Below are 25,379 nucleotides of genomic sequence, written 5' to 3' on the forward strand. Positions count from 1 at the left end.
TCCGCGCCTATGAAACCACCCTGCGCCCCGCGCGACGAGCGACACGACGCGTGAGCATCCGCACACGCCGACGCGAACCGGGCAAGGCCGACGATTCGCCCGCCCGCGAGGGTCGAGCGTCCCGCAGGCAGGGACGATGCGCGGGCTCAGTCGCGCGTCTGCGCCACCCAGGCCGCGTGCAGCCCCGCGTAGATCCCGCCGGCCTTGACGAGCTCGTCGTGGTGGCCGACCTCGACCAGCTCGCCCTGCTCCATCACGCCCACGATGTCGGCGCGCTCGGCGGTCGACAGGCGGTGCGCGATGACCACCGCGGTGCGGCCCTGCATGAGCGACTCGAGGGCGCGCGAGATGCGCACCTCGGTCGCGGGGTCCACGGCAGAGGTGGCCTCGTCGAGGATGAGCAGGTCGGGGTCGCGCAGGTAGGCCCGCGCGATCGACACGAGCTGGCGCTCGCCCGCCGACAGCAGCTCGCCCCGGGGACCCACGTGCGAGTCGAGGCCGTGCGGCAGGGTGTTCACCCAGCCGTCGAGCCCGAGCGACTCGAAGGCGGCGTGCGCACGCCGCGAGAGGTCGTCGGGGCTGGCGTCGGGCAGCGCGTACGCGAGGTTGGACAGGATGCTGCCGTCGAAGAGGAAGCCCTCCTGCGGCACCACCGCGACCGAGCGGCGCAGGGATCCCATGGGCACCTCGCGCAGGTCGACGCCGCCGACGCGGACGGCGCCCTCGGTCGGGTCGAAGAAGCGCGACATGAGGCGCGCGAGCGACGTCTTGCCGGAGCCGGTCTGGCCGACGAGCGCGAGGCGCTTGCCCGCGGGCAGGTCGAGGTCGACGCCCTTGAGCACCTCCGGACCGCCCGGGTACGTGAGCCGGACGCCGTCGACGTGGAGGTCGCCGCGCCCGTGCGGGATGGCGGTGCCGTCCTCGGCCGGGTCCGCGACCGTGACCTCCTGGTCGACGAGCTCGACGACGCGGCGCCAGCCCACGACGGCTCGCTGCATCTCCGCGAGCATCTCGATGATCCACATGAGCGGGCCCGAGAACATGTAGACGAGGAACGCGAAGGCCACGACCGTGCCGACCGTGATGTCGCCGCGCAGCGCGAGGTGCGTGCCGCCGATGAGCGCGATGCCGGTCGCGAGCGACTGGCCGAGCACCGTCGACGAGAAGTTGAGGGACGCGAGCAGCGACGCGCGCTTCTCCGCGCGCTGGATGTCGTCGATCTCCTTGCCCAACTGGTCGCGCATGCGCTGCTGCACGCCGTACGCGCGGATGGTGGAGATGCCGACGAGCTGCTCCGACGTGAGGCCGAGCAGGTCGGCCATCTTCGAGCGCACGACGTCGAACGCCGCGCGCACGCGCGGCTGGATCCACAGCAGCGACATCACCATCGGGATGAAGGCGAGCAGCACCAGGAAGGACAGCTGCCACGAGTACGCGAGCATCACGACGAACACGACCGCGGACTCCATCGCGGCGATCATCATCGCCGCGCCGGTCCACTGCATGAGGTCGCGCATCGTCTCGACGTCGCCGGTCACGCGCGAGACGTAGCGGCCGCGCTGCTCCTCGTTCTGCGTGAGCATGGACAGCTCGTGCACCTTGCCGAAGGCCGTGATGCGCAAGGTCGCGAGACCTGCCTCGGCGGCGGTCACCATGCGCACCCGCACGCGCCACGCGACGAAGGCCGACATCACGAGCACGGCGGCGCCCGCCGCGGCGTACTGCACGACGACGCCGATGTCGACGCCGCCCGGCGCGAGCAGACCCAGGTCGGTGACGCGCTGGGTGAGGAAGGGGGTCGCGGCGCGGCCCGTCGCCGCGAGGGCGGCCAGGCCGAGGGTGACGCCGAGGCCCTTGCGGAACTCGGGGCTCAGCTGGAGGCCGCGCCGGAACAGCCGGCGCATCGTCATCTGCCCGCTCATCCCACGTACCCCGCCTGCTCCTCGGCCCGCCGACGCGAGTCCTCCTCGTACGCGAGCACCAGCTCGCGGTAGCCCGCGTCGCGCGCGAGCAGGTCGCCGTGCGTGCCGGCGTCGACCACGCGGCCGCGCTCGACGTGCACGATGTGGTCGGCGAGCATGATCGACGCGAGGCGGTAGGCGATGACGAGCACGGTGGGCCCGTCCTCGCCCGCGAGGCCCGTGAGGATCTCGCGCTCGACGCGCGGGTCGACCGCGCTGGTCGCGTCGTCGAGGACCAGCACGCGGGGCCGGCGCACGAGCGCGCGCGCCAGGGCGAGGCGCTGACGCTGTCCGCCGGACAGGTTCATGCCGCGCTCGGCGAGCACGGCGTCGAGGCCCGTGCGGTCGTCGCGGGCCAGCCGCTCCACGACGTCGACGACGTTGGCGCGGCGCAGCGCGTCCCACACCTGCTCGTCGGAGTGGTCCTCCCCGAGGGTGACGTTGTCCCGCACCGTGCCCGCGAAGACGAACGCGGTCTGCGGCACGAGGGCGACGTGCGAGCCCAGGCGCGCGATGGCCTCGAGGTCGGTGCCGTCGAGGGTGACGGCGCCCTCCGCGGGCCGGGCGAGGCGCGCGGCGGCGAGGGCGACGGTCGACTTGCCGGAGCCGGTGGAGCCGACGAGGGCGGTGACCGTGCCGGGGCGCAGCTCGAGCGAGATCTCCTCGAGGATGACCGACAGCTCGCCGTCGCCGTCGTCTGCCGCGATCGAGGCGCGGTCGAACCGCACCTCGCCCGCGCCGTCCCGGGCGATCTCGAGGTGGCCGGGCTCGTCGACCTCGGTGGCGGCCTGCGCGATGGTGCCGATGCGGCGGAACGCGACGAGCGCCTGCGGCATCTGGCCGAGGACCCAGCCGAGGCCGCGGATCGGGACCGCCATGAGGGTGACCAGGTAGATCGCGGAGACGACGTCGCCGACGGAGACGGCGCCGGCGGCGGCGCGCACCGAGCCGACGATCATGAGGGACACGGCGCCGAGCGGCACGATGACGTCCATCATCGGCTCGAACCACGCGGAGGTGTGGCCCACGCGGGTGTCGGCGTCGCGCAGGTCGCGCGCGACCTTCGCGAAGCGCGCGGTCTCGCGGTCCTCCGCGCCGAGCGCCTTGACGACGGTGCCGCCCTCGAAGCTCTCGTGGGCGATGGTCGACACGTCGGCGCGCAGGCTCTGCCCGAGGTCCCAGCGCGGCGTGATGACCTTCTCGTAGACCACGTTGATGGCGAAGATGATCGGCACGACCGCGAGGCCCGTGACGGCGAGCCACGGGTCCATGCGCCACATCGTCACGCCTGCGGCGATCATCATGACGAACGAGCCGACGGTGAAGGCGAACGGGTGCAGGGGCGACGTCGCGGTCTCCGAGTCGGAGGACATCGCGGACAGCATGCGGCCCGAGGGGTTGGACCGGTGCCAGCCGAGCGGCAGGGACGCGAGCGCGTCGGCGACGACGCGGCGGTGGCGCGCGCCCACGCCGGCGACGGCGAAGCCCTGGACCGTGCGGCGGATGCCCACGAGGATCGCGTTGGCGACGCCGATGAGGAGGAACGCGGCGCCCGCGATCCAGATCGCCGTCGACGGGTCCTGCGTCACGCTGCCCCAGTAGCCCTGGATGGGCTCGCCGGCGACGCCGGGGATGACGACCTCGTCGGTGATGTCGCCCAGCAGCGTGCCGAAGAGCACGGTGAGGAGGCTGAAGGTCGCGGCCGCGGCGACGGCGATGCCGAACTGCCACGGCTGCTCGCGCACCGCGTGGGCGAGGAGCTGGACGGCCTTCCGCGAGAAGCGGCCGGAGACCTCGTAGCGGCGCGCCTGGTCGCGCGACGTCATCGGACCTCGATCCCGGCTGCGCGCATCGCGTCCTTGACCTCCTGGAGGGAGAGCGTGCCGAAGTGGAAGACGGAGGCCGCGAGCACGGCGTCGGCGCCCGCCTGGGCGGCCTCGACGAAGTGCTCGACGGTGCCGGCGCCGCCCGAGGCGATGAGAGGCACGTCGACGACCTTGCGCACGGCGGCGATCATGTCGAGGTCGAAGCCGTCGGTGGTGCCGTCGGCGTCCATCGAGTTGAGCAGGATCTCGCCCGCGCCCAGCTCGGCCCCGCGGCGCGCCCACTCGACCGCGTCGATGCCGGTCCCCTGGCGTCCGCCGTGGGTGGTGACCTCGAAGCCCGAGGGCGTGACGGTGCCGTCCTGGCAGCGGCGCGCGTCGACGGACAGCACGAGCACCTGGTTGCCGAAGCGGCGCGCGATGTCGGAGATGAGCTCGGGGCGCGCGATCGCGGCGGTGTTGACGCCCACCTTGTCGGCGCCGGCGCGCAGCAGCGTGTCGACGTCCTCGGGTGAGCGCACGCCGCCGCCCACGGTGAGCGGCACGAAGACCTGCTCGGCGGTGCGGCGGACCACGTCGTACGTGGTCTCGCGGTTGCCGGAGGACGCGGTGACGTCGAGGAAGGTCACCTCGTCGGCGCCCGCGGCGCCGTACGCGGCCGCGAGCTCGACGGGGTCGCCAGCGTCGCGGAGGTTCTCGAAGTTGACGCCCTTGACGACGCGGCCGGCGTCGACGTCGAGGCACGGGATGAGTCGGACTGCCACACCCATCAGGCACTTCCCTCCGGATTCCACACGTCGAGGATGTCCACGACGAAGACGAGCGTGCCCGTGGACGCGTAGCCGTAGCTCGCGGGCACCACGAGCAGGACCTGGGAGCCGGCGGTCTGGTCGAGCAGGCCCTCGTCGAGCCCGCGGACCACCTGGCCCGAGCCGATCTGGAGCTCGAACGGCGCGGTCTCGACGGGCCACGACGAGTCGAGGACGTCGCCCTTCTTCCACTTGCCGTCCTCGTCCTTGCCGGCGGACCAGTACCACGCGGTGTAGTTGACGGTGAGGTACGAGCCGTCCTTCACCTGCGGCCCCGAGCCCTGGATCAGGGTCGCGATCTGCAGGTCGCTCGGGCCCGGGCCCTTGGGGATGGTGACGGAGGGCTCGCCGGTCGCGGAGCGCGTGACGACGGGCAGGTCGGGGCCCGGGTCGACCTCGGTGCCGACCGCGTGGTCGGGCAGGACGTCGATCACCATCGCGATCGGCGGCTCCGCCTCGGACTCGAAGGACGGCGGCGCGACGACGAGCAGGCGCGCGCCCACGCGCACGTCGAGGAGGCGCTCGTAGAGCTCCTCGCCCACGACCTCGGGCGCGAGCAGGAACGACCGCGGCAGCCCGTCGTACGTGTTGATGAGGGTGGTGCCGTCGTCGAGCGAGGCGCCGTAGATGTCGAGCAGCAGCGGCTGCCCGTCCGCGAGGTACTCGCCCTCGCCGTCCCACACGACCCTCGACTGCTCCTCGGTGTAGTCGAGCCCGGGCGTGAACTCGAGCGAGGGCGCGAGCGTGTCCGAGCCGCCGATGACGATGTCGGAGATGTCGCCCGACGGCGACGCGCTGGGGTCGACATCCGACGACGTGGCGCTGCAGGCCCCGAGCACCAGGGGCACGAGGGCGAGCGCGAGCACGGCGAGACGACGCATGAGGGAGTATTCCTTTCGGGACCGTACGAGTCTACGGCCGGTCAGGCGGGGTTCAACGCCTCGAGGAGCGCGTCGACGCGCGCGTCCTCGGTGCGGAAGGGGTCCTTGAGCAGGACCGTCGTGCCCGACGATCCGGCGATCTTGAGGTGGACCCAGTCGACGGTGAAGTCGCGGCCCGACTCGAGGGCGCGCGTGACGAACGCGCCGCGCAGGCGCGCGCGGGTGGTCTGCGGCGCGACGGTCATCGCGCGCTCGATGTCGGCGTCGGAGACGATGCGCCGGGCGAGCCCCTGCTCCTGGAGCCGGTTGAAGAGGCCGCGCTCGGGCGACACGTCGTGGAACGCGAGCTCGAGGCGGGCGAGCCGCGCGTCGTCGAGGTCGCAGCCCAGCTTCTCGCGGTAGCGCATCACCAGGCGGTGCTTGATGGCCCAGTCGAGCTCGGTCTCGACGCCGGAGAAGTCCTGCGTGCGGACCGCGTCGACGCCGCGCTGCCACAGGTCGAGGATCCGGTCGACCTCGTCGGTGCGCGCGATGACGCCCCCGAGGTGCCGGCGCACGAGGTCGATGTACTCCTGCTGCACCTCGACCGCGGTGAGGCGGCGGCCGTCGACGAGCTCGACCGTGGCCCGGCCCGTGAGGTCGTGCGCGACGTCGCGGATGGCCTGCATCTCGCGCGCGAGCGTGAGTTCCGGCAGCACCACGCGCGCCTCCATGAGGCGCAGGATGAGGTCGGTGGCGCCCACCTTGAGCAGGGCGGTCGGCTCAGCCATCGTCGAGTCGCCGACGATGACGTGCATGCGCCGGTAGAGCTCGGCGTTGGCGTGCGGCTCGTCGCGCGTGTTGATCATGGGGCGCGAGCGGGTGGTGGCGGAGCTGAGGCCCTCCCACATGTGGTCCGCCCGCGGCGAGAAGCTGTAGTGCGCGCCCGACGGCGTGCGCGTGATGGTGCCCGCGCCGGCGACGATCTGCCGGGTCACGAGGAACGGCAGCAGCGCGGACGCGAAGGCCTTGAAGTCCGCGCGGCGGCGCACGAGGTAGTTCTCGTGGCAGCCGTAGCTGTTGCCCGCGGAGTCGGTGTTGTTCTTGTAGAGGTGGATGGTGCCCTCGACGCCCGCGGCGCGCAGCCGCTCCTCTCCCCCGGCGACGAGGCCGTGGACGATGCGCTCGCCGGCCTTGTCGTACGCGATGAGGTCGGTGAGGGTGTCGCACTCGGCGGTCGCGTACTCGGGGTGCGCGCCCACGTCGATGTAGAGGCGCGACGCGTTCGGCAGGAAGACGTTGGACGAGCGGCCCCACTGCACGACCGAGTGGAAGAGGTGGCCGGCCACCTCCTCGGGCGTGACCGGGCGCGCGGCGCCGGAGTCGAGGTGGAGGCCGAACTCGGTCTCGAGCCCGAAGATGCGGCGGGCGGGGTCGACGTCGAGCGGCGGCGGGATGTCGGTGGAGAGCATGGTGCGGCGCCCGCGGGAGGCTACTGGCCGCCCTTCTGGACGAACGACCGGACGAACTGCTCCGCGTTGACCTGCAGCGAGCCGTCGATCTCCGCGAGGAGGTCGTCGAGCGCGTCCGTCGAGGCGGTCGCGGCGGCCGGGGCGGGCGCCTCCGGCTCGGGGGCGTCGTCCTCGTAGGGCTGTCCTTGCGCGTTGAGCTGGGCCATGCCGCGAGTCTATCCGTCCATGAGCGCGTCGAGGAGGGGGTGGCGCGCCGCGCCGGGCTCGTCGAGGTGGACCACCTCGAGGTGGCCGTGGTCGGTCTCGCGGTCGAGCACGACGGTCGACCAGCCGGCGGCGTCGACGAGGTCGGGCCGCGCCGCGACGATGCCGCCGCGCAGGCGCGCCCGCGTGTCCTGCGGCGCGCGGGTGGTCGCGGCCGCGACGTCCTCGTCGGACGCGATGCGCTCGACCTGGCCCGCGTCGGCGAGGCGCGTCGCCCAGCCGTCCCCGAGGCGGCTCCACTGGAGGTCCATGGCGGCGAGCCGCGCATCGTCCCACGGCAGGCCCGAGGGGTGGGTCTCGCTCGCGTGGCGCGCGCGCAGCCTGCCGAGGAGCTGGAGCTTGGCGACCCACTCGACCTCGCGCGCGGCGGAGAACAGGTCGGAGCCGAGCCGCTCGAGCACGCCCTCCCAGCGGGCGAGGACGGCGGCGTCGCCGGCGTCGGTGGCGTAGGCGCGGCAGATCTCGAGCAGCGCGCGCTGGATCTCGAGCGCGGTGGCGGTCTCGCCGCTCGCGAGCTCGAGGCGGGCGCGCAGCCCGAGGTCGCGCGACACGGTCTGGACGTCCTCGACGGGTGTGGCGAGCTCGAGCGCGTCGAGGCGCTCGTCGTCGGCCTCGATCGCGGACAGGACGAGCGACGTGGTGCCGATCTTGAGGAGCGTGGCGACGTCGAAGAGGTTGGCGTCGCCGATGATGACGTGGAGGCGGCGGTAGCGGTCGCGCGCGGCGTGGGGCTCGTCGCGCGTGTTGACGATGGGCCGGCGCAGCGTGGTCTCGAGGCCGATCTCGGCCTCCATGTAGTCCGCGCGCTGGGACATCTGGAAGCCGGGCTCCTCGCCGAACTGGCCGAGGCCGACGCGGCCGGCGCCCGTGTAGACCTGGCGCGTGACGAGGTGCGGGGTGAGCCGTCGCGCGAGGTCGTCGAACGCCACCGCGCGGTCGACGAGGAAGTTCTCGTGCGTGCCGTAGCTCGCGCCCTTGCCGTCGACGTTGTTCTTGTAGAGCTCGACCCGGGAGCCCTCGTCCTCGGCGTAGCGCGCGGCCGCCGCGAGCGCGATGGCGTCGCCCGCGCGGTCCCAGACCACCGCATCGTGCGCGCCGGTGACCTCGGGCCCGCTGTACTCGGGGTGCGCGTGGTCGACGTAGAAGCGCGCGCCGTTGGCGAGCACCGCGTTGAGGTGCGCGGGGTCCTCCCACGAGCCGCGGCGGCGGCGCAGCGTGACCCGGCCCTCGGCGGCGTCGAACTCGGCGGCGTCCGTGAGGAGGTCCTCCGAGGCGCCGAGGCGCGAGCGGCGGAAGCCGCGCTGGTCCTGGAGCGGGTCCTCGCCGCCGTAGTCCCAGCGGCTCGTCGCCTCGCCCGCCCACGCCCGGCACGCCGTCACGAGGCGCGACGACATGAGGATGGGGTTGGCGCGCGGCTCGTCCGGGTCGACGATGCCGTACTCGGTCTCGATCCCCGCGACCCTCACGTCACTCCCCCGCGAGGGTGCCCGCGGCGACGGAGCGCGCCTCGGCGAGCTCCTGGTCCGCCGCGACCTCGAGGTGCGCGCGCGTGAGTCCCTTGGCGTGGCCCGCGACGACGCCCTTGATGGCGGCGGTCTTCGCGCGGTCGACGACGTTGCGCACGACCGCGCCGGACACGTGCCGCGACGCGTCGCCGTGCGCGAAGATCCGGGACACGCCCGCGTCGATGAGGCCGCGCGCCGTGGCGTCGCGGTCGCCGCCGTGCGCGTCGAGCTCCGCCTGCGCGAGCGGCAGCTCGGCGGTGAGGTACTTGCCGAAGATGTCGGCCGTGGCCTCGGGGCTGGGGCGCGAGATCTCGATCTTCACGTCGAGGCGGCCGGGGCGCAGGATCGCGGGGTCGATCATGTCCTCGCGGTTGGAGGCGCCGATGACGATGACGTTGCCCAGCGCCTCGACGCCGTCGAGCTCGGTGAGGAGCTGCGGCACGATCGTGGTCTCCATGTCGGAGCTCACGCCGGAGCCGCGGGCGCGGAACAGCGCGTCCATCTCGTCGAAGAACACGACGACCGGGGCGCCCGAGTGGGCCTTGGCGCGGGCACGCTCGAAGATCGTGCGGATGTAGCGCTCGGTCTCGCCCACGTACTTGTTGAGCAGCTCCGGGCCCTTGACGGACAGGAAGTACGAGCGGTCCGCGCCCACCGCGTCGGCGAGCGAGTGCGCGACCGCCTTCGCGATGAGGGTCTTGCCGCAGCCGGGAGGGCCGTAGAGCAGCAGGCCGCGCGGCGGGCGCAGCGCGTGCTCGCGGTAGAGCTCGGGGTGGACGAGCGGCAGCTCGATCGCGTCGCGGATGCGCTCGATCTGCGGGGTGAGGCCGCCGATCGACGAGTAGTCGATGTCGGGCACCTCCTCGAGCAGCAGCGCCTCGACGCCGGTGCGCTCGACCTTCTCCGAGGCGAAGCCGGTGCGCGGGTCGATGATGACGGTGTCGCCCTCGTGGACGCGGCGCGGGGCGTCGCCGCCGACGAGGGTGACGACGCGCTCGTCCTCGCCGCGCGACACCACGAGCAGGCGGTCCTCGTCGACGACCTCGCGGACGATGGCCGCCTGGCCGGTCCGGTCCGGCTTGGCGACGTCGACGACGACGCTCATCGCGTTGAGGAGCACCTCGTCTCCGGGCGCGAGGTCCGCCTCGAGGGTCGGCAGCACGGCGACGCGCAGGCGCCGGCCGCTCGCGACGACGTCGGCGTTGCGGCCGGACCACTCGACGAACGTGGCGAAGGTCTGCGGGGGCTGGGACGCCTCCGCGAGCTTCTCGCGCATCTCCCCGATCTGGTCGCGCGCGAGCGTGAGCAGGCGCTGGAGCTCGGCGTTCTGGCGCTCGAGGCGCGCGATGACGTCCTGGGCCTCGGCGACCATCAGTCCTCCCCGGCCGCGGCGTCGCGGGCGCTCTCGGCGTCGCGGCGCACCTTGCGGATCTTCTTGTCGCTCACGGAGCGCTCGCCGAGGTCCTCGGGCGTCCACTCCTCCTCGTGGGGGTACGCGCCCTTGGCGGGGCGGCGCGTGCGGCGCGGCGGCTCGACGCCGGGCGCCATCCGGCGCGCGGTGAGCAGGAAGCCCGTGTGGCCGATCATGCGGTGGTCCGGGCGCACCGCGAGGCCCTCGAGATGCCACGTGCGGACCATCGACTCCCACGCGCGCGGCTCGGTGAAGCCGCCGTGCTCGCGCAGGTCCTCCGCGAGGCGCGACAGCTGGGTGGTGGTGGCGACGTACGCGAGGAAGACGCCGCCCGGGGCCAGCGCATCGGCCGCGGCCTCGATGTTCTCCCACGGCGCGAGCATGTCGAGGACGATGCGGTCGACCGTGCCCGGCTCGAAGACGTCGGCGACGCGGTCGGCGAAGTCGCCGATCTCGAGGCTCCAGGCGGGGTGCGGGCCGCCGAAGTGCGACTCGACGTTGGCGCGGGCGATGTCCGCGAAGTCCTCGCGGCGCTCGATGCTGACGAGCCGGCCGCCGTCGCCGACGGCGCGCAGCAGCGACATCGTGAGCGCGCCCGAGCCGACGCCGGCCTCGACCACGCGGGCGCCCGGGTAGATGTCCGCCATCTGCACGATCTGGCCGCTGTCCTTGGGGTAGACGACCGCGGCGCCGCGCGGCATCGACAGCACGAAGTCGCTGAGGAGCGGGCGTAGCACGAGGTAGTCGAAGCCGGCGGTGTTGGTGACGACGGTGCCCTCGGGCTGCCCGATGACGTCGTCGTGGTGGAACATGCCGCGGTGCGTGTGGAACTGCTTGCCGGGCGTGAGGACGATGGTGTGGTGGCGGCCCTTGGCGTCGGTCAGCTGGACGCGGTCGCCCGCGCGGAGCGGGCCCCGGCGCTCGGACGCGCCGACGGGCTCGGAGGTCTGGGTCATGCGGCCAGTCTAGGGCGCGGCGGGGGCGCCGAGTCCGGGGCCACCGGGGGTCCGACAGGACCCTTCCGCGCGGGTGCGCGGCGCATCGTCCCTCGTCAGCTGAGCGCCTCGCGGATCTCCTCGAGCTTGGCCACCCCGACGGGCAGCCCGTGCTCGTCGGTGACGACGAGGACGTCGGTGCGGCCGAACCACGGCACCACGGCCTCGACCAGCGACTCGCCGGTCGCGGCGGCCGGGATGGACGCGCCGCGCACCACCGGCATCGTCACCGACATGAGCGTGGTCGTGTCGCGCGCCTCCGCGGGCACCGCCTCGGTGAGCGCGACCGGGAAGTGCCCGGCGGCCTGGCCGTCGGCGGTGAGCACGACGACCTCGCGCGCGCCGGCGGTCGCGGCGACCTGACGGGCCTGCGCGACCGTGGCGTCGAACGGCACGCCGACCGCGGGGGCGGCGAGCGACAGCGCGGTGACCTTCTCGCGGCGCCCGAGCACGGTGGCGGCACGGAGCTCGGCGGACGCGGCCGGCCACATCACCGAGAAGAGGAACATCGCCCAGATGGCGGCGACGATGTCGACCGAGCCGCCGGTGAGCAGCGGCACGGCGACCGCGAGCACGACGACGGCGATCGCGACGATGCGGCCGCCGTTGGCCGCCCAGCGGTGGCCCTTCCAGCGGTCGCCCGAGACGCCCCACACGATCGCGTTGACGACGCGGCCGCCGTCGAGCGGCGAGCCGGGCAGCGCGTTGAAGCCGGCGAGGATGAGGTTGAGCAGGCCCGCGTAGGACAGGATCCGGCCGGTCATGCCGTCGAACGCGCCGGCGGCCGCCATCGCGCCGGCGCCGACGACCGCGTTGGTGATCGGCCCGGCCGCGGCGATGACCCCGATCTCGAGCGGGCGCGGGTCCGAGCTGCGGAACTGCGTGTGGCCGCCGAAGAAGGTGAGCACGATCTCCTGGACCTCGCGGCCGAAGGCGCGCGCCGCCGCGGTGTGGGCGACCTCGTGGAGGAAGACCGAGACGAAGAGCAGGATCGCGACAGCGAGCCCGATCGAGAAGCCCTGGCGGCTGAAGCCGTCCTCGCCCGTGCCGTAGAAGGCGGCGAGGATGAGCGCCATCACGATCGTCGAGGGCATGAGGACGACGCGCGCGCCGAGCACGCGGCCGAGCGTGATGCCGCGGGGCTTGCGGGCGCGGGGCGGGGGCTGGCTCATGGGGACCACGGTAGTGGGCGGCGGGGACGGTCCCGGCGCGCGGCGCCGCCCGTCGCTCCGTGCCCGGTGCGATGTCGGACGGTGCCCCTAGGGTGGTCGCATGCCTCGACCGCCCGCCCTCTCGCCGTCCCGCGCCGGAGACTTCCAGCAGTGCCCGCTGCTGTTCCGCTACCGGACCGTGGACCGCCTGCCGGAGCCGCCGTCGGCCGCCGCGACGCTCGGCACCCTCGTGCACGCGGTGCTCGAGAAGCTGTACGACCTGCCGGCGCGCGAGCGCACCGTCGAGGCGGCGCAGGCGCGGCTGGAGCCGCAGTGGCGCGCGATGGTGAAGAAGGACCCCGAGCTAGCCGGGCTGCACGAGGACGAGGCCGCCGAGTCCGCGTGGCTCGCGGACGGCCGGACGCGCCTCGCCACGTACTTCGACCTCGAGAACCCGCAGCGCCTCGAGCCCGCCGCGCGCGAGGAGTTCGTCGAGCTCCAGCTCGAGGACGGGCCGCTGCTGCGCGGCATCGTCGACCGCATCGACATCGCGCCGGACGGCTCGATCCGCATCGTCGACTACAAGACCGGCAAGACGCCCGACCCGCGCTACGGCGCCAAGAAGGAGCGCTTCCAGATGCGCTTCTACGCGCTCGTGATCGAGCGGATCCGCCAGCGCCGGCCCGCGCTGCTCCAGCTGCTGTTCCTCAAGGACGGCGGCCGGCTCGAGATCCGCCCGACCGGCGACGACATCGCGCAGATCGAGCACGAGATCCGCGAGATCTGGAACGAGATCACCGCCGCCGCGCACGAGGGCCGCTTCCGCACCCGCAAGACCGCGCTGTGCGGCTGGTGCAGCTTCCAGGACCGCTGCCCCGAGTTCGGCGGCGCGGAGCTGCCGCTCGACCCGGACGCCGTCGAGCGCGCCCTGGGCGTGCGCCCCCTGACGGCCTGAACCCTCCCGCCGGCCGCCCCCGCCGGCCGCCGCCGGAAATGGGTAGGTGGTGGTCGGTTCCCGGCGATCGGCGCGCGCCATGGGTGGGTGGTGGTCGCTCGGGCCTCAGGCGTCCTCGCGCAGGCCCTGGTCGGGCTGGAGGTAGATCCGGAACCGCGCGGTGTGCAGACCGAACAGCGTGGAGACCGCCGCCCGCCGCAGGCGATCGGGGCCGCGGCCCTCGTCCTCCGGGCCCGCGTCCTCGTCGTCACCGGCTCCGAGCGCGAGTGGCATCGTCGTCGCGACCGCGCCAGCGGCGGCCAGCGTCTCGAGCCACAGCAGCGTCGCCGGGAACGTGCGCAGCCGGCGCGGCGCACCCCGCGCGATGAGGACCCCGTCGCGCACCAGCAGCCCAGCGCACACGGCGACGACGACGCGTGCCCCGCCGACGCCGAAGCGTCGAATCGCCTCCTCGGTGAGGCGGGGGCCAGCGGCGCTGAGCGCGAGGAGCAGGCGGCCCGTGCCGGCGTTCATGGGGCACCTCCGATCACGCCGTGGGCGTGCCCCGACCCGCGAGGCGGCCCTACGACCATCCTGCCTCGCGCGCGGCGTCACGGCCGGGTGAGCCGACGATCGACCACCACGTACCCATGCGGCGCAGGAACCGCCCGAACGCGACCACCATCCACCACTTCGCGGAGGGGCGAGGGGCTACGTGTCCGCCCCGAGCTCGTCGACGACCTCTCCCCCGAGGATCCGGCCCAGCGCGTCCACGTCGAGGCCCGCGAGGGACCTGACCCGGCTCAGCCCCGGCCGCGGCTCGATCGGGACCAGCCGTCGCACCCCGATGGTCGCCGCGCCGGACGCGTGCGCCGAGCCCACGCCCGCCGGCGAGTCCTCGATCGCCACGCAGTCGGCGATGTCGACGCCGAGCCGCGCTGCAGCCGTGAGGTACGGCTCGGGGTGCGGCTTGCCGTGCGTGACCTGGTCGCCGGTCACGACCACCGCGAAGGCGTCGGGCGCACGGGACACGAAGGCCTCGGCGAGCATCGTGTAGGACATCGTCACGAGCGCGCACGGGATGCCCGCGGTGACCACCGCGTCCAGCAGGGACCGCGCATCGTCCATCCACGGGGTGCGCTGGCGCACCTGCGCGGTGACGCGGCCGAGGAGGTACGTGATGACCTCTTCGGGGTCGAGCGCGACGCCGCGGTCGATCATGATCTGCGCGGACACGGACAGCGGGTTGCCCACGAGCTGCAGGCCGTCCTCATGCGTCCAGCCGACGCCGAACTTCCTCGCCAGCTCGGTCTCGGCCGCGATCCAGTAGGGCTCGGAATCGATCAGCGTGCCGTCCATGTCCCACAGCACGGCGGCCGGGAGAGTCGCCTTCTCATTCATATGGCGTGAGTCTAGGCTGGCGCAATGACAGCCGAGAGCGACCCCGCAGCCCTGGCCGCCGACCAGTCCGTGATGATCGCGGCCTTCGAGGGATGGAACGACGCGGGCTCCGCGGCGTCCTCGGCCCTCGACCACCTGGCGCGCATGTGGAACGCCCGCGAGTACGCGGCTCTCGACCCCGAGGACTACCACGACTTCCAGGTGAGCCGCCCGAGCATCCAGACGCTCGCGGGCGGCGAGCGGGTCATCTCCTGGCCGGGCACCGTGGTGTCCACCGCGAACGGTCCGTGGGTGGGCGACCGCGACATCGCGCTCGTGCGCGGCATCGAGCCGTCGATGCGGTGGCGCCGCTTCTGCCGCGAGATCCTCGACTGCGCGGAGGACCTCGACGTCAAGACGCTCATCACGTGCGGCGCGCTGCTCGTCGACGCCCCGCACACGCGTCCGCTGCCGACCTTCGTGACGAGCGAGGACGCGCGCGCCCGCGAGGCGTTCGACCTCGAGCGCTCCGACTACGAGGGCCCCACCGGCGTCCTCGGCGTGCTCGGCCACGAGGCCGCGCTGCGCGGCATCACCGTGATCTCCATCTGGGTGGGGGTGCCGCACTACATCGCGCACCCGCCGAGCCCCAAGGCGACCGTCTCGATCCTGTCGCAGCTCGAGCGCTTCCTGGGCGAGCCGATCGACCTCGGCGACATGCCCGAGGAGGTCGAGGCGTGGCAGCACGGCGCGGACGAGCTCGCCGAGGAGGACGAGGAGATCTCGGCCCATGTCGAGCAGCTCGAGTCCGTCATGGACGAGACCGCGCTGCCCGAGGCCTCGGGAGACGCGATCGCCGCCGAGTTCGAGAAGTTCCTCCGCCGCCGCGACCTCGGCAACGGCAAGGCCTAAACGCTCCCGCTCCGGCGCGCTCGTCGGCCGGGACGCTCACCCGCACCGCGGGGCGCCCGCGCGCCCGCGGACCATGCGGGGGCGAGCCGCGGCGGGTCAGGTCGCGGTGATCGCGCCCGCCGCGAGCAGGCCGATGATCGCGCCCGAGGCGCCGATCCGGTAGAGCACGAACGGCGTGTAGCTGTGGTGCGAGATGAGGCGCAGGAACCACACGATGACCGCGTAGCCGACGCCGAACGACACGACGGTCGCGATCGCGGTGTTGAGGAAGCTCGGCGAGCCCGCCTCGCCGAGCGTGTCCCACTCGGTGATGAGCTCGAAGAAGCCCGAGCCGAACACCGCGGGGATCGCGAGCAGGAACGAGACGCGGGCCGCGGCCTCGCGCGTCATGCCGAGGAAGAGTCCCATCGTGATGGTGCCGCCCGAGCGCGAGACGCCCGGGATCAGCGCCATCGCCTGCGCGAAGCCCAGCAGGATCGCGTCCTTGAGGGTGATGTCGTCGAGGTTGCGACGCTTCTCCCCCATCCGGTCCGCGATCCACAGCACGACCGCGAAGCCGGCGAGCACGAAGGCCGTGATGTAGAGGTTGCGCAGGCTGGTCTCGATGACGTCCTTGAACAGGACGCCGAGGATCACGATGGGGAACGAGCCGAGGATGACCCACCAGCCCATGCGGGCGTCGGGGTCGGCGGCGCCGATGGTGCGCGCCTTCCAGCCCCCCGCCTCCTTGTCGAGCAGGGCGCGGAACCACGCGGCGACGATGCGCGTGATGTCCTTCCAGAAGTACAGGAGGACGGCCGCCTCGGTGCCGAGCTGGATGATCGCGGTGAACGCGGCGCCCGGGTCCTCGCCGTGCGGGAGCAGCGCGCCGATGACGCGGATGTGCGCGCTCGAGGAGATCGGCAGGAACTCCGTGAGTCCCTGCACCAGCCCGAGGATGACCGCTTCCCACCAACCCATGGCGGCAACACTAGTGCCCGCGCGTCGCGCGTCGACCACGCCCCGGACCTTCGGTAGCGTCACCCCCATGCAGCGCGCACGGATCGGCACCACGGGACTCGAGGTGTCGCGTCTGGCGCTCGGCACGATGACCTGGAGCCGTGACACCGACGCCGAGGAGGCGGGCGGCCAGCTCGACGCCTTCCTCGACGCGGGGGGCACGCTGCTCGACACCGCCGCGTCGTACGCGGACGGCGGCTCGGAGGATCTGATCGGCGCCATGCTCGGGAGTTCCGTCTCCCGCACCGACGTGCAGATCTGCACCAAGGCCGGCATCCGCCGCACCCAGCACGGCGGCATGGTCGACGCCTCGCGCGACACGATGCTCGACACGCTCGACGCGTCCCTGCGCCGGCTCGGCACCGACCACGTCGATGTCTGGCTCGTCCACCAGTACGACGCCGGCACGCCGCTCGACGAGACGCTGCACGCGCTCGAGATCGCGGTCAACAGCGGCCGCGCGCGCTACGTGGGCGTCTCGAACTACCCCGGCTGGGCGACCGCGCGGATCGCGACGCTCGCGGACCGCCGCCCCACCCTCGCCGCGACGCAGGTGGAGTACTCGCTGCTCCAGCGCGGGATCGAGCGCGAGGTGGTGCCCGCCGCATCGTCCCTGGGTCTGGGCGTCATGGCCTGGTCGCCGCTGGGGCGCGGCGTGCTCACCGGCAAGTACCGCACGTCGATCCCCGCCGACTCGCGGGCCGCGTCCGAGCACCTCGCGGGCTTCGTCGAGCCGTACCTCGACGACCGGGCGGGCAGCATCGTCGAGGCCCTCGCCATCGCGTCGGAGGGCCTGGGCGTGACGCCGCAGGAGACGGCGCTCGCGTGGGTGCTCGCGCGGCCGTTCGTCGCGACCGCGGTGGTGGGCGCGAGGACCGCGGAGCAGCTGCTGCCCTCGCTGGACGCGGCCACGCTCAAGCTGCCGCCCGCGATCGCCGACGCGCTCGACGAGGTCTCCGCCATCGAGCTGGGATACCCGGAGCGCCGATGATCACGGCGCGCACGGGCCTCGCGGAGCGGGGGACGTGCGCGCGCGGCGCGGGTGCGGACCCGGGCGAGGCTCAGCGCAGCTGGAAGTCGTCCAGGTCGTCGTCGAGGACGTCCTCGTCCTCCTCGGCGTGGGGATCGAGGCCGTCGTCGTCCTCGTCCTCATCGTCGTCATCCTCGGCGTCCGGCTCCTCCAGCTCGACGTCGTCGAGCAGCATCGGCAGGGTCTCCCCGTACTCGACGTCGAGGACGGCCTCGTACCGGTCGAACGCGTCGGCGAGCTTGTCGTACGCATCGTCGACCGCGACGTCGGAGTCGCCACGACGGGCCAGCACGGCGGCGAGGTGCTCCTCGTACGCCGCGATCAACAGCCTCAGCGCCTCGTGCGCCTGGGAATCCATGGCTATGACGTTACCCGCGGAACAGGTTGAATGGGAGGCGAGATGAACCACGACGCGCGCAGGACCACGCACATCATCACCCCTCGGCGCAGGGCCGCCCCGGCGGACTCCCGCTTCGACTGGAGGGTGGTGGACATCCCCCGGGAGGTGACCCGGGCGGAGACGCGCGCGCTCCTGACGGAGCAGGCCGAGTACGGCCGGTGGGAGCTCATCCGCTCGCAGACCTTCCTCGGCGGCGCGCGCCGCGTGTGGCTGCGTCGGCGCGTCATGAACGTGCGCCGCACGGACGACGCCGCGTAGGTCCCGCCCGCGCGGCGCCGGCTCGGGCGCCGCTAGCCGTCGTCCTGCTCGGGCAGGCCCGCGATGTAGTCCGCGACCAGGTTGAGGTTGGCCTTCTCGAGCGCCCACGGCTCGTCGCCCAGCTGGCCCCGAAGCGGGTCCGCGGTCACCACGATCACCAGGTCGAGCTCGGGCAGCACCGCGATCTGCTGGCCGCCGTGGCCCCACGCGAGCCGGTACGTGTGCGGACCGGCGTCGATGATCCACCACTGGTAGCCGTAGGCCGTGCGGTCGAAGTTGTCGCCCACCTTGTAGTACCAGGCGCTCTCCGTGTACGGCGTCCAGGACTGCTCGATCCAGGACTCCGGCACCACCTGCGCGCCGTCGACCCGGCCGCCGTCGAGGTACATCTGGCCGAACCGCGCCATCTCGCGGGCGGTCACGAACAGCTCGGTGTACCCGAGGCGGTAGCCCTCCCAGTCCTGGGTCCAGTCGCTCGGGGCGGTCGCGAGCGGGTCGAACAGCCGCTCCTGCGCGAAGTCGAGCAGGTCCTCGTCGGCGCACGCGCGGGCGACCGCGATCGCGAGGAAGTGCGACGACAGGTTCGAGTAGTCCCAGCCCGAGCCCGGATCGCGTGCCAGCGGCACGTCGACCACGTTGGACGGCGCGAAGCCGTGGAACAGCAGCTCGACCCCCTCGGCGGACGCCTCGAGCCACGGATAGCCGGCGCGCATCTGCAGCAGCTGCCCGATGGTGATCTGCTCCTTGCGCGGGTCGGTGACGCGGCCGGCGAGCTCGGGGAAGTAGGTCATCATCGGCTCGTCGAGGCCCGCGATGCACCCCTCCTCGATCGCGATGCCCACGAGCGCGCCCGTGTAGCTCTTGGTCACGGACTGCACGTTCTGCGACAGCTCCGCGTCCGTGCCGTTGAAGTAGTCCTGCGCCACCACGGAGCCGTTCCTGATGACGGTGAGGCTGTGGATGCTCTCGAGGGTGCCGGCACGCCAGTAGAGCTCCGCGACCCCGTAGGGGTCGAGGCCCTGCTCCTCCGGCGGCGAGGCGTCGAAGCCCTCGAAGGCCTCCGGCGCGTAGTCCACCGCGGCGAGGTCCTCGGCTGAGGGCCCGCCGCCCGCGCATGCGCTGCAGGCCAGGACCGCGGCCGCGCCGGCCGCCGCCAGCACGGGGCGCACATCATGCGCTCCCCGCCGGAGCCTCGCGCGCATCGGGAACCACCTCGCCGGACCTCGGGCGCCTTCTCCCCTCGTCCAGCGTAGGCACGCGGGCGCCGGGGCGCGCCGCGGGGACGATGCGGCGGTCGCCTCAGCAGTCGGCGAGGAAGCGCACCATCACCTCGGTGCCGAACTCCAGCGAGTCGATCGGGACGCGCTCGTCGATGCCGTGGAACAGGCCCGGGAAGTCCAGCTCGGGCGGCAGCTTGAGCGGCGCGAAGCCGTAGCCGGCGATGCCGAGCGACGCGAGGTGCTTGTTGTCGGTGCCGCCCATCATCGTGTACGGCAGCACGATCGCGTCGGGGTCGTCGTGCGTCACCGCCTCGATCGCCTTGTGCACGAGCGGCACGTCGAACGGCAGCTCGATCGACGTCTCGGTGATGTACTGCTCGACCTTGACGTGCGTGCCCGCGAGCTCCTCGATCTTGCGCAGCACCTGCTCCTGCTGGCGGTGGAGGAAGCGCGAGTCGACGAAGCCGCCCGCCGTGTCCGGGATGACGTTGACCTTGTAGCCGGCGTCCAGCATCGTCGGGTTGGACGTGTTCCGCAGCGACGCCTCGACCATGCGCCCGACCGCGCCCAGACCGGCGACCAGCGAGTCGATCGTGGCCCGGTCGTCCGCGTACTCGACGCCGAGCAGGTCCGCGGTGCCGCGCAGCAGGTGCTCGGACGTAGGCGAGATCTCCATCGGCCACTCGTACGCGCCGATGCGGGCCATCGCGCCGCCGAGGTGGGCGACCGCGTTGTCGTGGTGCACCAGCGAGCCGTGCCCCTGCACGCCGGAGGCGACGAGGCGCAGCCACTGCATGCCCTTCTCCCCCGTCTGGAAGAGGTAGACGCGCTTGCCGGCGACCTGGATGGAGAAGCCGCCGACCTCGGACACGGCCTCGGTAGCACCCCGGAAGTCGTCGGGGTGGTTCTCGACCATCCACTTCGCGCCGCGGTGGCCGCCGTGCTCCTCGTCCGCGAAGAACGCGATGACGATGTCGCGGGCGGGCTTGACGCCGTCGCGGATCATGCGGCCGATCGCCGCGAGGTACATCGCGTCGACGCCCTTCATGTCGACCGCGCCGCGGCCCCAGATCATGCCGTCCTTGACCTCGGCCCCGAACGGGTCGGCCGTCCAGTCCTCCGGGAACGCGGGCACGACGTCCAGGTGGCCGTGCAGCACGAGCGGCGGGCGCGTGCGGTCGGCGCCCTCCCACAGCGCGGTGAGCGACGCACGTCCGGGCTCGGACTCGCGGATCACGGGCTCGAGGCCCAGGTCCGCGAGGAACGATGCGACGTACTCGGCCGCGGCGCGCTCGCCGGGGCCCTCCGCGTCGCCGTAGTTCGAGGTGTCGATGCGCATGAGGTCACGCGCGAGGCGGACGACGTCGGACTCGGTCATGCGGCCAGGCTAGCGGCCGCCGACCGCGGTCTCACATGACGCGCCAGCCGTTGACGACGACGATCCCCAGCACCACCAGCCCGGCCGCCGCGAGCAGGTAGGTGAGCCAGCGGAAGCCGGCCTTCTGCGCCGCGATCACCATGCATGCGACGGCTCCCGGGATGAGGGCGAGCCCGTACCGACCGGTGACGTTCGGGAAGTACTGCGGCACCGCGGTGTTGAGGTACGCCTGGATCTGCACGACCGTCGGGTAGAGGATCGTGCCCGCCATCACCATCCAGCCGAGCGAGCGGCGGGCGGGCTCCTTCGCGCACGCGACGATGACCCCGAAGATCGCGCCGATCACGAGGAAGTTGAGCAGCCGCGTCCACGAGATCATGAGCGCGACGTTGAGCGGCTCCTGCAGGTAGTAGTCGGAGGCCAGGTTGAGGCCGCTGAAGGCGGTCTCGAGCCACTCCGAGCCCGGCAGGCCGAGCACGTCGCGCGTGTTGAGGCCCACGAGCGGGTTCTGCCAGTTCGGGTCGCCGCGCGTGCCCTGCCACGCCTGCCAGATCACGTACGGCACGAGGATCGCGCCCGCCATGCCGCCGACGATCGCGGCGTCACGGCCGCGCGGACGCGAGCGGCGCCAGTCTCGCAGCATGCGGAACGCGAGCAGCGCGCCGAGCGCGATGAACGGGATCGCCGCGATGGTCTTGGTCATGCCGGCGACGCCCGCCAGCAGCGCCGGCAGCCTCCAGTCGACGTCGTCGTCGACGAAGATCCGGGCCGCGATCCACACGGCGGAGGCGCCGATGAGGACGGTCGCGGCGTCGGGGTTGACGGTGGTGACGGCGTGCAGCACGCGCGGGAACGCGGGCAGCAGGAGCGGCGCGATGATCGCCGCCGCCGGGTCGATCCGCCATCGCCGCAGCGCGACGAACATGACGAACATGCCCAGGCCCAGCCACAGCACGCCGAGCAGGCGCGCGGCGGTGAGGAAGTCGACCCCGGGCACGAGCGCCTCGACGGCGCGAGCGGGCAGCCCGACCGCGAGGTAGTACAGCGGCGGGTGCGAGAAGTTGTACTGCTGCCCCTCGTACGGGAACTCCCACGCGTCGGCGTCCTCGCCGCAGTCGGGCAGCTCGTAGCGTTCCTGCCCCACGCACGCCCACGTGTCGCGGATCTCGGGCGAGATGATCGACCCCGCGTAAGGGATCTCGAAGTGCGCGGCGCGCCACGCGTAGTCCGCGTGGGTCGGCTCGTCGATGCGGGACATCGCGGTGCCGGGTCCGAGGACGACGGGGACGACGATGGCGGCGGCGACGGCCAGGTAGAGGGCGAGCACGCCGAGCCGCGAGCGACGGGAGTCGCGGAACGATGCGGCCCACCCCTCGGCGAGGCCCAGCCACTCGGAGGGCAGAGGCGCTCTCCGCGATGTCGTGGCTGCCACCTGCTCTCCTTGTCCGTACGACGGGGACGGCGCCGGCCTCCGGCGCGTTGCTCGCATCGTATCGGCGCGGGTGTCCGGAATGCGCGCATCGGCTCGCGGCGTCGCGGGGAGAACGCAGAAGGCCCCGACCTTGCGGTCGGGGCCTTCCCTTGGTGGGTGGTTCGGACAATCCTGGTACCTGGGGTGACACCCAGGGTCGGATGTCCGTTTCCCACGACGTGCGACGCGATTTCCCACGGTTCGACCGCCGCACGGCGATCTACCAGGAACGCGACGTCTTCGACGCGGCGGGCGACCTCGGCGCCAGCAACCGCCGTGACCATCGGTCCGATCGGTCAGCGCAGCCGGTGGCGGAACCTCAGGCAGGTCGAGCCCGCCACCCCGAGTGCGTACGGCGGCCGGGTAACCAGCGCCTGCCCGGCGGGCTAGGGATGCACACCCGCTGCAGACCGAGGCTGCCGACCGCACCGACCTCGAACCATCCCGCCGGCACCAGCCGGACAGGAAGACTGAGCGGAACGAAAGTCAGGCCGGTTCAGTTGCCGTCAACCAACACTGGGCCAGACCCAATGGGGTCCCCACCGATCAACCTGCTGGAGCGCCTCGCCGCCATGGACTTCGCCCACCACCTCGCCACGGTCCGCAAACAACGCGGCCTCACCCAGCAGGCCCTCGCCGACACCGTCGGCGTCCACGTCACCCAACTGCGCCGCTACGAAGCCGGCACCAACCAACCCACCCTCGACGTCCTACGCGCCCTCGCCATCGCCCTCGCCGTCAGCGCCGACGAACTCGTCTTCAACGAAGACGAACGCGGCCCCCAAGACGACAGCCCGCGACTCCACCTCGCCGCACTCGACCAACTCGACCCCGACGAACGCAACAGCATCCGCGCCCTCATCGAAGGCGCCCTCCTACGCCACCAAGCACGCCGACTCGCCCAAACCAGCTGACGGCTACTTCCGACGACGCTTCAGCAACGCCGTCGCTTCCTTCCCAAGAACCGGGTCGTTGCGAAGCGCCTCGATGACCTGGCGCCCACGATCGCCGCCCAGGCTGAGGATCGGTCGGATGAAGTAGATCCGCGACTGCCCGCGCTCCGCGACAGACAGAAACCCGATCAGATCGTCGACCTGAGCCTTGGTCGCACACGCCGCCAGCGCGACGGCAGCACCGTCCTCCTCGCCCGGGCCCCCGGCGCAAAGCCAACGCGTCTTGAGCCGCTCCCAGAAGGCAACAGACGGTTTGACTGCGAGTGCTCGGCCGAGGCTTTCCATCACCCGCTCGGGAAGGCCGTCCCGTTCCAGATGCTCCATCAGAATCGGCAGCGCTGCTGGGTAAGGATCCGAGGTGTTCACCAGGTCCCAGACCGAGTTGACCTCGACGCCCGCCGCACGCAGGTCAGCAACAATCGGCTGCTCGGCTTCGCGGAGCACTTGGGCTCGCGCTTGACGCTCGGCCTCTGCCGCCTGAACCTTGCGCTGGTACTCCGGATCGTTCTGTAGCTCTGCCATCAGATCGGCGGCACTGATCCCCGACCGCTTGCTCCGGCCCGTCATGGGATATACCTTAAGCCGATGTCACCGTTGCGAATCGCCGCCTCGAGTGGCCCCGACAACGTGGTCGGGTTCGCGCCACCACGGACGTAAAGATCGAAGCGCAAGCCGTTCTGCTGGGCGTACGCCAAGCTGTCTTTCAACTGCTGCGTGTACGCCTGGTACTTGACGTTCTTGACCTCCGAGACCGCGACGTCGTTGAGACCATCGAAGATCCTCGTGCGGCCGCCGATCTGAGCCGTCGCCTTCGGCCCAATGTCGAACGCACCTCGGACCGCGTTCTCGCCAGCCTGTCCGAGACGGACAGAAGCAGCTCCACCGTTTGCGGCAACCTGTGCCGTTTCCCGGGCGGCGACCCTTGTCACGACCCGTTCGCCGACGGCGATGAGCGTCTTCGCACCGAGCGCTTCGAGCCCTCCTGGGATCATGCCTGCTATTCCGAGGGAGCTGCCGAAGTGGCTCCAGCCCCGCTGAGACTCATAGTCGCCCACGATCGGCTGTGGGTCTTCGGGGAACATGAACGCGTTGTACGCGCCATTGACGATGACCTGCCCCGATGATTTGGTCCACGTCGACTGCGAGTGGATCGTGATTCCGGGGGCCTCGAGGGCGATCTGGACTGGTCCAGTCAGCGTGTTGGTAGTCACCCTCATCCACCCCCTCTCACGTCACACGGGCTGCCGTGACACGGGTGTCGTAGCTGCCTGCTCGGCACAGTAGCGCGCGAACGCCGCCGGGGTCCGCATCTGCAAACCCGAATGGGGTCGCTCGGTGTTGTAATGCCGCACCCACTGCCCGATCAGGACGCGGGCCTCCGTCAGCGAGTGCAGCACCTCTCGATGCAGCAGCTCGTCCCTCATCGACCCGTTGAAGCGCTCGATGAAGCCGTTCTGCTGCGGGCTGGCCTTGGCGACCTGCACCGGCCTCACCCCCAGCTCACGCAGCCATCCCAGCAGCGATGTGGCGATGAACTCCCGTCCGTTGTCCGACCGGATCACTTCGGGTCGACCATGCTCGGCGAAGACCCGCTCCAGGACGCGTCGCACCCCGGCCGCGCCGATCGAATAGTCGACGTCGTAGCCGACACAGACCCTCGTGTACTCGTCGACGATGTTGAGGACCCGCAGCGCCACCCCACGCTCGGTACGCACGGACATGAAGTCGTACGACCACACATGCCCCGCCCGCAGCGCTGGCAACGCCCACAAGGCATGCTCATCCGAACCCAACGCCTTCTGACCAGCACCTTTACGCCGCGAGGGCACCTGCAACCCCTCCGCCCGCCACAACCGCTCGACCCGTTTGACGTTGACCTGCCAGCCATCCGCGACCAGCCCCGCATGGACCCGCCGATACCCCCACCGCGGATGAGCGTCGGCGATCACGCGCATCGCGGCCACCAGGCGCGCCTCGAAGTCCGACGCCACCGGCACGTACCGCTGGCTCGAGCGATGCTGCCCCACCACCAAGCAGGCACGCCGCTCCGACACCTTGAAACGGCGCACCAGCCGCGCCACGGCAGCCCGGCGGCGAGCCGGGCTCACCAATTTCCCCGGGTCAAGTCCTTCAACATGCTGATGTCCAGAGCCTGCTCCGCCACGATGCGCTTCAAACGGGCATTCTCGGCCT

25 protein-coding genes are annotated in these 25,379 nt (G+C 72.2%); 5 read left to right on the forward strand and 20 right to left on the reverse strand.

Annotation, left to right across the window (positions count from 1 at the left end; all coding sequences use genetic code 11):
* Positions 1 to 146: 146 nt before the first annotated feature.
* The 10 genes from AOM07_RS06100 to AOM07_RS06145 all read right to left on the reverse strand — a co-directional run bounded on the left by AOM07_RS06100 (position 147) and on the right by AOM07_RS06145 (position 12,272).
* Positions 147 to 1,922: an ABC transporter ATP-binding protein gene (locus AOM07_RS06100; RefSeq protein ID WP_062311884.1), complete on the reverse strand. Its 1,776-nt coding sequence runs from the start codon at positions 1,920 to 1,922 to the stop codon at positions 147 to 149.
* Positions 1,919 to 3,787: an ABC transporter ATP-binding protein gene (locus AOM07_RS06105; protein WP_062311885.1), complete on the reverse strand. Its 1,869-nt coding sequence runs from the start codon at positions 3,785 to 3,787 to the stop codon at positions 1,919 to 1,921. Before AOM07_RS06105 ends, AOM07_RS06100 begins: the two co-directional genes overlap by 4 nt.
* Positions 3,784 to 4,554, reverse strand: a complete 771-nt coding sequence (hisF, locus tag AOM07_RS06110; RefSeq protein ID WP_062311886.1) for an imidazole glycerol phosphate synthase subunit HisF — start codon at positions 4,552 to 4,554, stop codon at positions 3,784 to 3,786. Before hisF ends, AOM07_RS06105 begins: the two co-directional genes overlap by 4 nt.
* Positions 4,554 to 5,474, reverse strand: a complete 921-nt coding sequence (locus tag AOM07_RS06115; RefSeq protein WP_062311887.1) for an FKBP-type peptidyl-prolyl cis-trans isomerase — start codon at positions 5,472 to 5,474, stop codon at positions 4,554 to 4,556. The genes hisF and AOM07_RS06115 overlap by 1 nt, the downstream gene beginning before the upstream one ends.
* Positions 5,475 to 5,515: 41 nt before the next feature.
* A complete protein-coding gene (gene pafA, locus AOM07_RS06120; RefSeq protein ID WP_062311888.1) occupies positions 5,516 to 6,925 on the reverse strand; it encodes a Pup--protein ligase in 1,410 nt (469 codons plus the stop codon).
* 20 nt (positions 6,926 to 6,945) lie between these two features.
* Positions 6,946 to 7,131, reverse strand: coding sequence for a ubiquitin-like protein Pup (locus tag AOM07_RS06125; RefSeq protein ID WP_062296050.1), 186 nt, complete (start codon positions 7,129 to 7,131; stop codon positions 6,946 to 6,948).
* Between the two features lie 9 nt (positions 7,132 to 7,140).
* Complete coding sequence (gene dop, locus AOM07_RS06130) at positions 7,141 to 8,655, reverse strand: depupylase/deamidase Dop (RefSeq protein WP_062311889.1); 1,515 nt, start codon at positions 8,653 to 8,655, stop codon at positions 7,141 to 7,143.
* 1 nt (position 8,656) lies between these two features.
* Complete coding sequence (arc, locus tag AOM07_RS06135) at positions 8,657 to 10,066, reverse strand: proteasome ATPase (protein WP_062311890.1); 1,410 nt, start codon at positions 10,064 to 10,066, stop codon at positions 8,657 to 8,659.
* Entirely contained in the window at positions 10,066 to 11,061 is a 996-nt protein-coding gene (locus AOM07_RS06140; RefSeq protein ID WP_062311891.1) for a tRNA (adenine-N1)-methyltransferase, read from the reverse strand. Before AOM07_RS06140 ends, arc begins: the two co-directional genes overlap by 1 nt.
* A gap of 95 nt (positions 11,062 to 11,156) precedes the next feature.
* Positions 11,157 to 12,272, reverse strand: a complete 1,116-nt coding sequence (locus AOM07_RS06145; RefSeq protein ID WP_062311892.1) for a M50 family metallopeptidase — start codon at positions 12,270 to 12,272, stop codon at positions 11,157 to 11,159.
* 100 nt (positions 12,273 to 12,372) lie between these two features.
* Here AOM07_RS06145 and AOM07_RS06150 point away from each other — a divergent pair, with 100 nt between their 5' ends.
* Positions 12,373 to 13,206 carry a RecB family exonuclease gene (locus AOM07_RS06150; RefSeq protein WP_062311893.1) on the forward strand — a complete coding sequence of 278 codons (834 nt, stop codon included), beginning with the start codon at positions 12,373 to 12,375 and terminating at the stop codon, positions 13,204 to 13,206.
* A gap of 105 nt (positions 13,207 to 13,311) precedes the next feature.
* Here the strand turns inward: AOM07_RS06150 and AOM07_RS06155 are convergent, their stop codons facing one another.
* Together AOM07_RS06155 and AOM07_RS06160 are read right to left on the reverse strand one after the other, a co-directional pair.
* The gene (locus AOM07_RS06155) at positions 13,312 to 13,719 is read right to left on the reverse strand and encodes a hypothetical protein (RefSeq protein WP_062311894.1); all 408 of its coding nucleotides are present in this window, start codon (positions 13,717 to 13,719) and stop codon (positions 13,312 to 13,314) included.
* 177 nt (positions 13,720 to 13,896) lie between these two features.
* The gene (locus AOM07_RS06160) at positions 13,897 to 14,586 is read right to left on the reverse strand and encodes an HAD family hydrolase (RefSeq protein WP_062311895.1); all 690 of its coding nucleotides are present in this window, start codon (positions 14,584 to 14,586) and stop codon (positions 13,897 to 13,899) included.
* 24 nt (positions 14,587 to 14,610) lie between these two features.
* Here AOM07_RS06160 and AOM07_RS06165 point away from each other — a divergent pair, with 24 nt between their 5' ends.
* On the forward strand, positions 14,611 to 15,477 hold the full coding sequence (locus AOM07_RS06165) for a PAC2 family protein (protein ID WP_062311896.1): 867 nt from the start codon (positions 14,611 to 14,613) through the stop codon (positions 15,475 to 15,477).
* 96 nt (positions 15,478 to 15,573) lie between these two features.
* On the opposite strand, the gene AOM07_RS06170 is transcribed toward AOM07_RS06165, so the two are convergent.
* A complete protein-coding gene (locus tag AOM07_RS06170; RefSeq protein ID WP_062311897.1) occupies positions 15,574 to 16,437 on the reverse strand; it encodes an undecaprenyl-diphosphate phosphatase in 864 nt (287 codons plus the stop codon).
* Positions 16,438 to 16,504: 67 nt separating this feature from the next.
* On the opposite strand from AOM07_RS06170, the gene AOM07_RS06175 reads away from it, so the two are divergent.
* Entirely contained in the window at positions 16,505 to 17,467 is a 963-nt protein-coding gene (locus AOM07_RS06175) for an aldo/keto reductase (protein WP_062311898.1), read from the forward strand.
* Positions 17,468 to 17,537: 70 nt separating this feature from the next.
* Here AOM07_RS06175 and AOM07_RS06180 read toward each other — a convergent pair whose 3' ends face one another.
* On the reverse strand, positions 17,538 to 17,864 hold the full coding sequence (locus AOM07_RS06180) for a hypothetical protein (protein WP_062311899.1): 327 nt from the start codon (positions 17,862 to 17,864) through the stop codon (positions 17,538 to 17,540).
* 42 nt (positions 17,865 to 17,906) lie between these two features.
* Here AOM07_RS06180 and AOM07_RS06185 point away from each other — a divergent pair, with 42 nt between their 5' ends.
* Positions 17,907 to 18,164: a DUF5703 family protein gene (locus AOM07_RS06185; protein ID WP_228374390.1), complete on the forward strand. Its 258-nt coding sequence runs from the start codon at positions 17,907 to 17,909 to the stop codon at positions 18,162 to 18,164.
* Between the two features lie 32 nt (positions 18,165 to 18,196).
* Here the strand turns inward: AOM07_RS06185 and AOM07_RS06190 are convergent, their stop codons facing one another.
* The 3 genes from AOM07_RS06190 to AOM07_RS06200 form a co-directional block, all read right to left on the reverse strand.
* Positions 18,197 to 19,333, reverse strand: coding sequence for a serine hydrolase domain-containing protein (locus tag AOM07_RS06190; protein WP_062311900.1), 1,137 nt, complete (start codon positions 19,331 to 19,333; stop codon positions 18,197 to 18,199).
* Positions 19,334 to 19,463: 130 nt separating this feature from the next.
* Positions 19,464 to 20,762 (reverse strand): M20/M25/M40 family metallo-hydrolase, encoded by a 1,299-nt coding sequence (locus AOM07_RS06195; RefSeq protein ID WP_062311901.1) that lies wholly within the window; start codon positions 20,760 to 20,762, stop codon positions 19,464 to 19,466.
* Between the two features lie 31 nt (positions 20,763 to 20,793).
* Positions 20,794 to 22,194 carry an ArnT family glycosyltransferase gene (locus AOM07_RS06200; RefSeq protein ID WP_062311902.1) on the reverse strand — a complete coding sequence of 467 codons (1,401 nt, stop codon included), beginning with the start codon at positions 22,192 to 22,194 and terminating at the stop codon, positions 20,794 to 20,796.
* A gap of 611 nt (positions 22,195 to 22,805) precedes the next feature.
* On the opposite strand from AOM07_RS06200, the gene AOM07_RS06205 reads away from it, so the two are divergent.
* On the forward strand, positions 22,806 to 23,147 hold the full coding sequence (locus tag AOM07_RS06205; protein ID WP_062311950.1) for a helix-turn-helix domain-containing protein: 342 nt from the start codon (positions 22,806 to 22,808) through the stop codon (positions 23,145 to 23,147).
* 3 nt (positions 23,148 to 23,150) lie between these two features.
* On the opposite strand, the gene AOM07_RS06210 is transcribed toward AOM07_RS06205, so the two are convergent.
* The 3 genes from AOM07_RS06210 to AOM07_RS06220 all read right to left on the reverse strand — a co-directional run.
* Positions 23,151 to 23,753, reverse strand: a complete 603-nt coding sequence (locus tag AOM07_RS06210; RefSeq protein ID WP_062311903.1) for a hypothetical protein — start codon at positions 23,751 to 23,753, stop codon at positions 23,151 to 23,153.
* Positions 23,750 to 24,397 carry a putative toxin gene (locus AOM07_RS06215; RefSeq protein ID WP_169748132.1) on the reverse strand — a complete coding sequence of 216 codons (648 nt, stop codon included), beginning with the start codon at positions 24,395 to 24,397 and terminating at the stop codon, positions 23,750 to 23,752. The genes AOM07_RS06210 and AOM07_RS06215 overlap by 4 nt, the downstream gene beginning before the upstream one ends.
* A gap of 21 nt (positions 24,398 to 24,418) precedes the next feature.
* On the reverse strand, positions 24,419 to 25,379 hold a 961-nt coding region (locus AOM07_RS06220; protein ID WP_156171811.1), incomplete at its 5' end, for an IS3 family transposase.

This window comes from Demequina rhizosphaerae (genome assembly GCF_000971255.1).
Classification (GTDB): domain Bacteria; phylum Actinomycetota; class Actinomycetes; order Actinomycetales; family Demequinaceae; genus Demequina; species Demequina rhizosphaerae.

Excerpts from the sequence above, each read along its gene's own strand:
- AOM07_RS06100 (WP_062311884.1), bottom strand. The coding sequence starts at position 1,922 with ATGAGCGGGCAGATGACGATGCGCCGGCTGTTCCGGCGCGGCCTCCAG.
- AOM07_RS06105 (WP_062311885.1), bottom strand. The coding sequence starts at position 3,787 with ATGACGTCGCGCGACCAGGCGCGCCGCTACGAGGTCTCCGGCCGCTTC.
- hisF (WP_062311886.1), bottom strand. The coding sequence starts at position 4,554 with ATGGGTGTGGCAGTCCGACTCATCCCGTGCCTCGACGTCGACGCCGGC.
- AOM07_RS06115 (WP_062311887.1), bottom strand. The coding sequence starts at position 5,474 with ATGCGTCGTCTCGCCGTGCTCGCGCTCGCCCTCGTGCCCCTGGTGCTC.
- pafA (WP_062311888.1), bottom strand. The coding sequence starts at position 6,925 with ATGCTCTCCACCGACATCCCGCCGCCGCTCGACGTCGACCCCGCCCGC.
- AOM07_RS06125 (WP_062296050.1), bottom strand. The coding sequence starts at position 7,131 with ATGGCCCAGCTCAACGCGCAAGGACAGCCCTACGAGGACGACGCCCCC.
- arc (WP_062311890.1), bottom strand. The coding sequence starts at position 10,066 with ATGGTCGCCGAGGCCCAGGACGTCATCGCGCGCCTCGAGCGCCAGAAC.
- AOM07_RS06140 (WP_062311891.1), bottom strand. The coding sequence starts at position 11,061 with ATGACCCAGACCTCCGAGCCCGTCGGCGCGTCCGAGCGCCGGGGCCCG.
- AOM07_RS06145 (WP_062311892.1), bottom strand. The coding sequence starts at position 12,272 with ATGAGCCAGCCCCCGCCCCGCGCCCGCAAGCCCCGCGGCATCACGCTC.
- AOM07_RS06150 (WP_062311893.1), top strand. The coding sequence starts at position 12,373 with ATGCCTCGACCGCCCGCCCTCTCGCCGTCCCGCGCCGGAGACTTCCAG.
- AOM07_RS06155 (WP_062311894.1), bottom strand. The coding sequence starts at position 13,719 with ATGAACGCCGGCACGGGCCGCCTGCTCCTCGCGCTCAGCGCCGCTGGC.
- AOM07_RS06160 (WP_062311895.1), bottom strand. The coding sequence starts at position 14,586 with ATGAATGAGAAGGCGACTCTCCCGGCCGCCGTGCTGTGGGACATGGAC.
- AOM07_RS06165 (WP_062311896.1), top strand. The coding sequence starts at position 14,611 with ATGACAGCCGAGAGCGACCCCGCAGCCCTGGCCGCCGACCAGTCCGTG.
- AOM07_RS06170 (WP_062311897.1), bottom strand. The coding sequence starts at position 16,437 with ATGGGTTGGTGGGAAGCGGTCATCCTCGGGCTGGTGCAGGGACTCACG.
- AOM07_RS06175 (WP_062311898.1), top strand. The coding sequence starts at position 16,505 with ATGCAGCGCGCACGGATCGGCACCACGGGACTCGAGGTGTCGCGTCTG.
- AOM07_RS06180 (WP_062311899.1), bottom strand. The coding sequence starts at position 17,864 with ATGGATTCCCAGGCGCACGAGGCGCTGAGGCTGTTGATCGCGGCGTAC.
- AOM07_RS06185 (WP_228374390.1), top strand. The coding sequence starts at position 17,907 with ATGAACCACGACGCGCGCAGGACCACGCACATCATCACCCCTCGGCGC.
- AOM07_RS06195 (WP_062311901.1), bottom strand. The coding sequence starts at position 20,762 with ATGACCGAGTCCGACGTCGTCCGCCTCGCGCGTGACCTCATGCGCATC.
- AOM07_RS06205 (WP_062311950.1), top strand. The coding sequence starts at position 22,806 with ATGGACTTCGCCCACCACCTCGCCACGGTCCGCAAACAACGCGGCCTC.
- AOM07_RS06210 (WP_062311903.1), bottom strand. The coding sequence starts at position 23,753 with ATGACGGGCCGGAGCAAGCGGTCGGGGATCAGTGCCGCCGATCTGATG.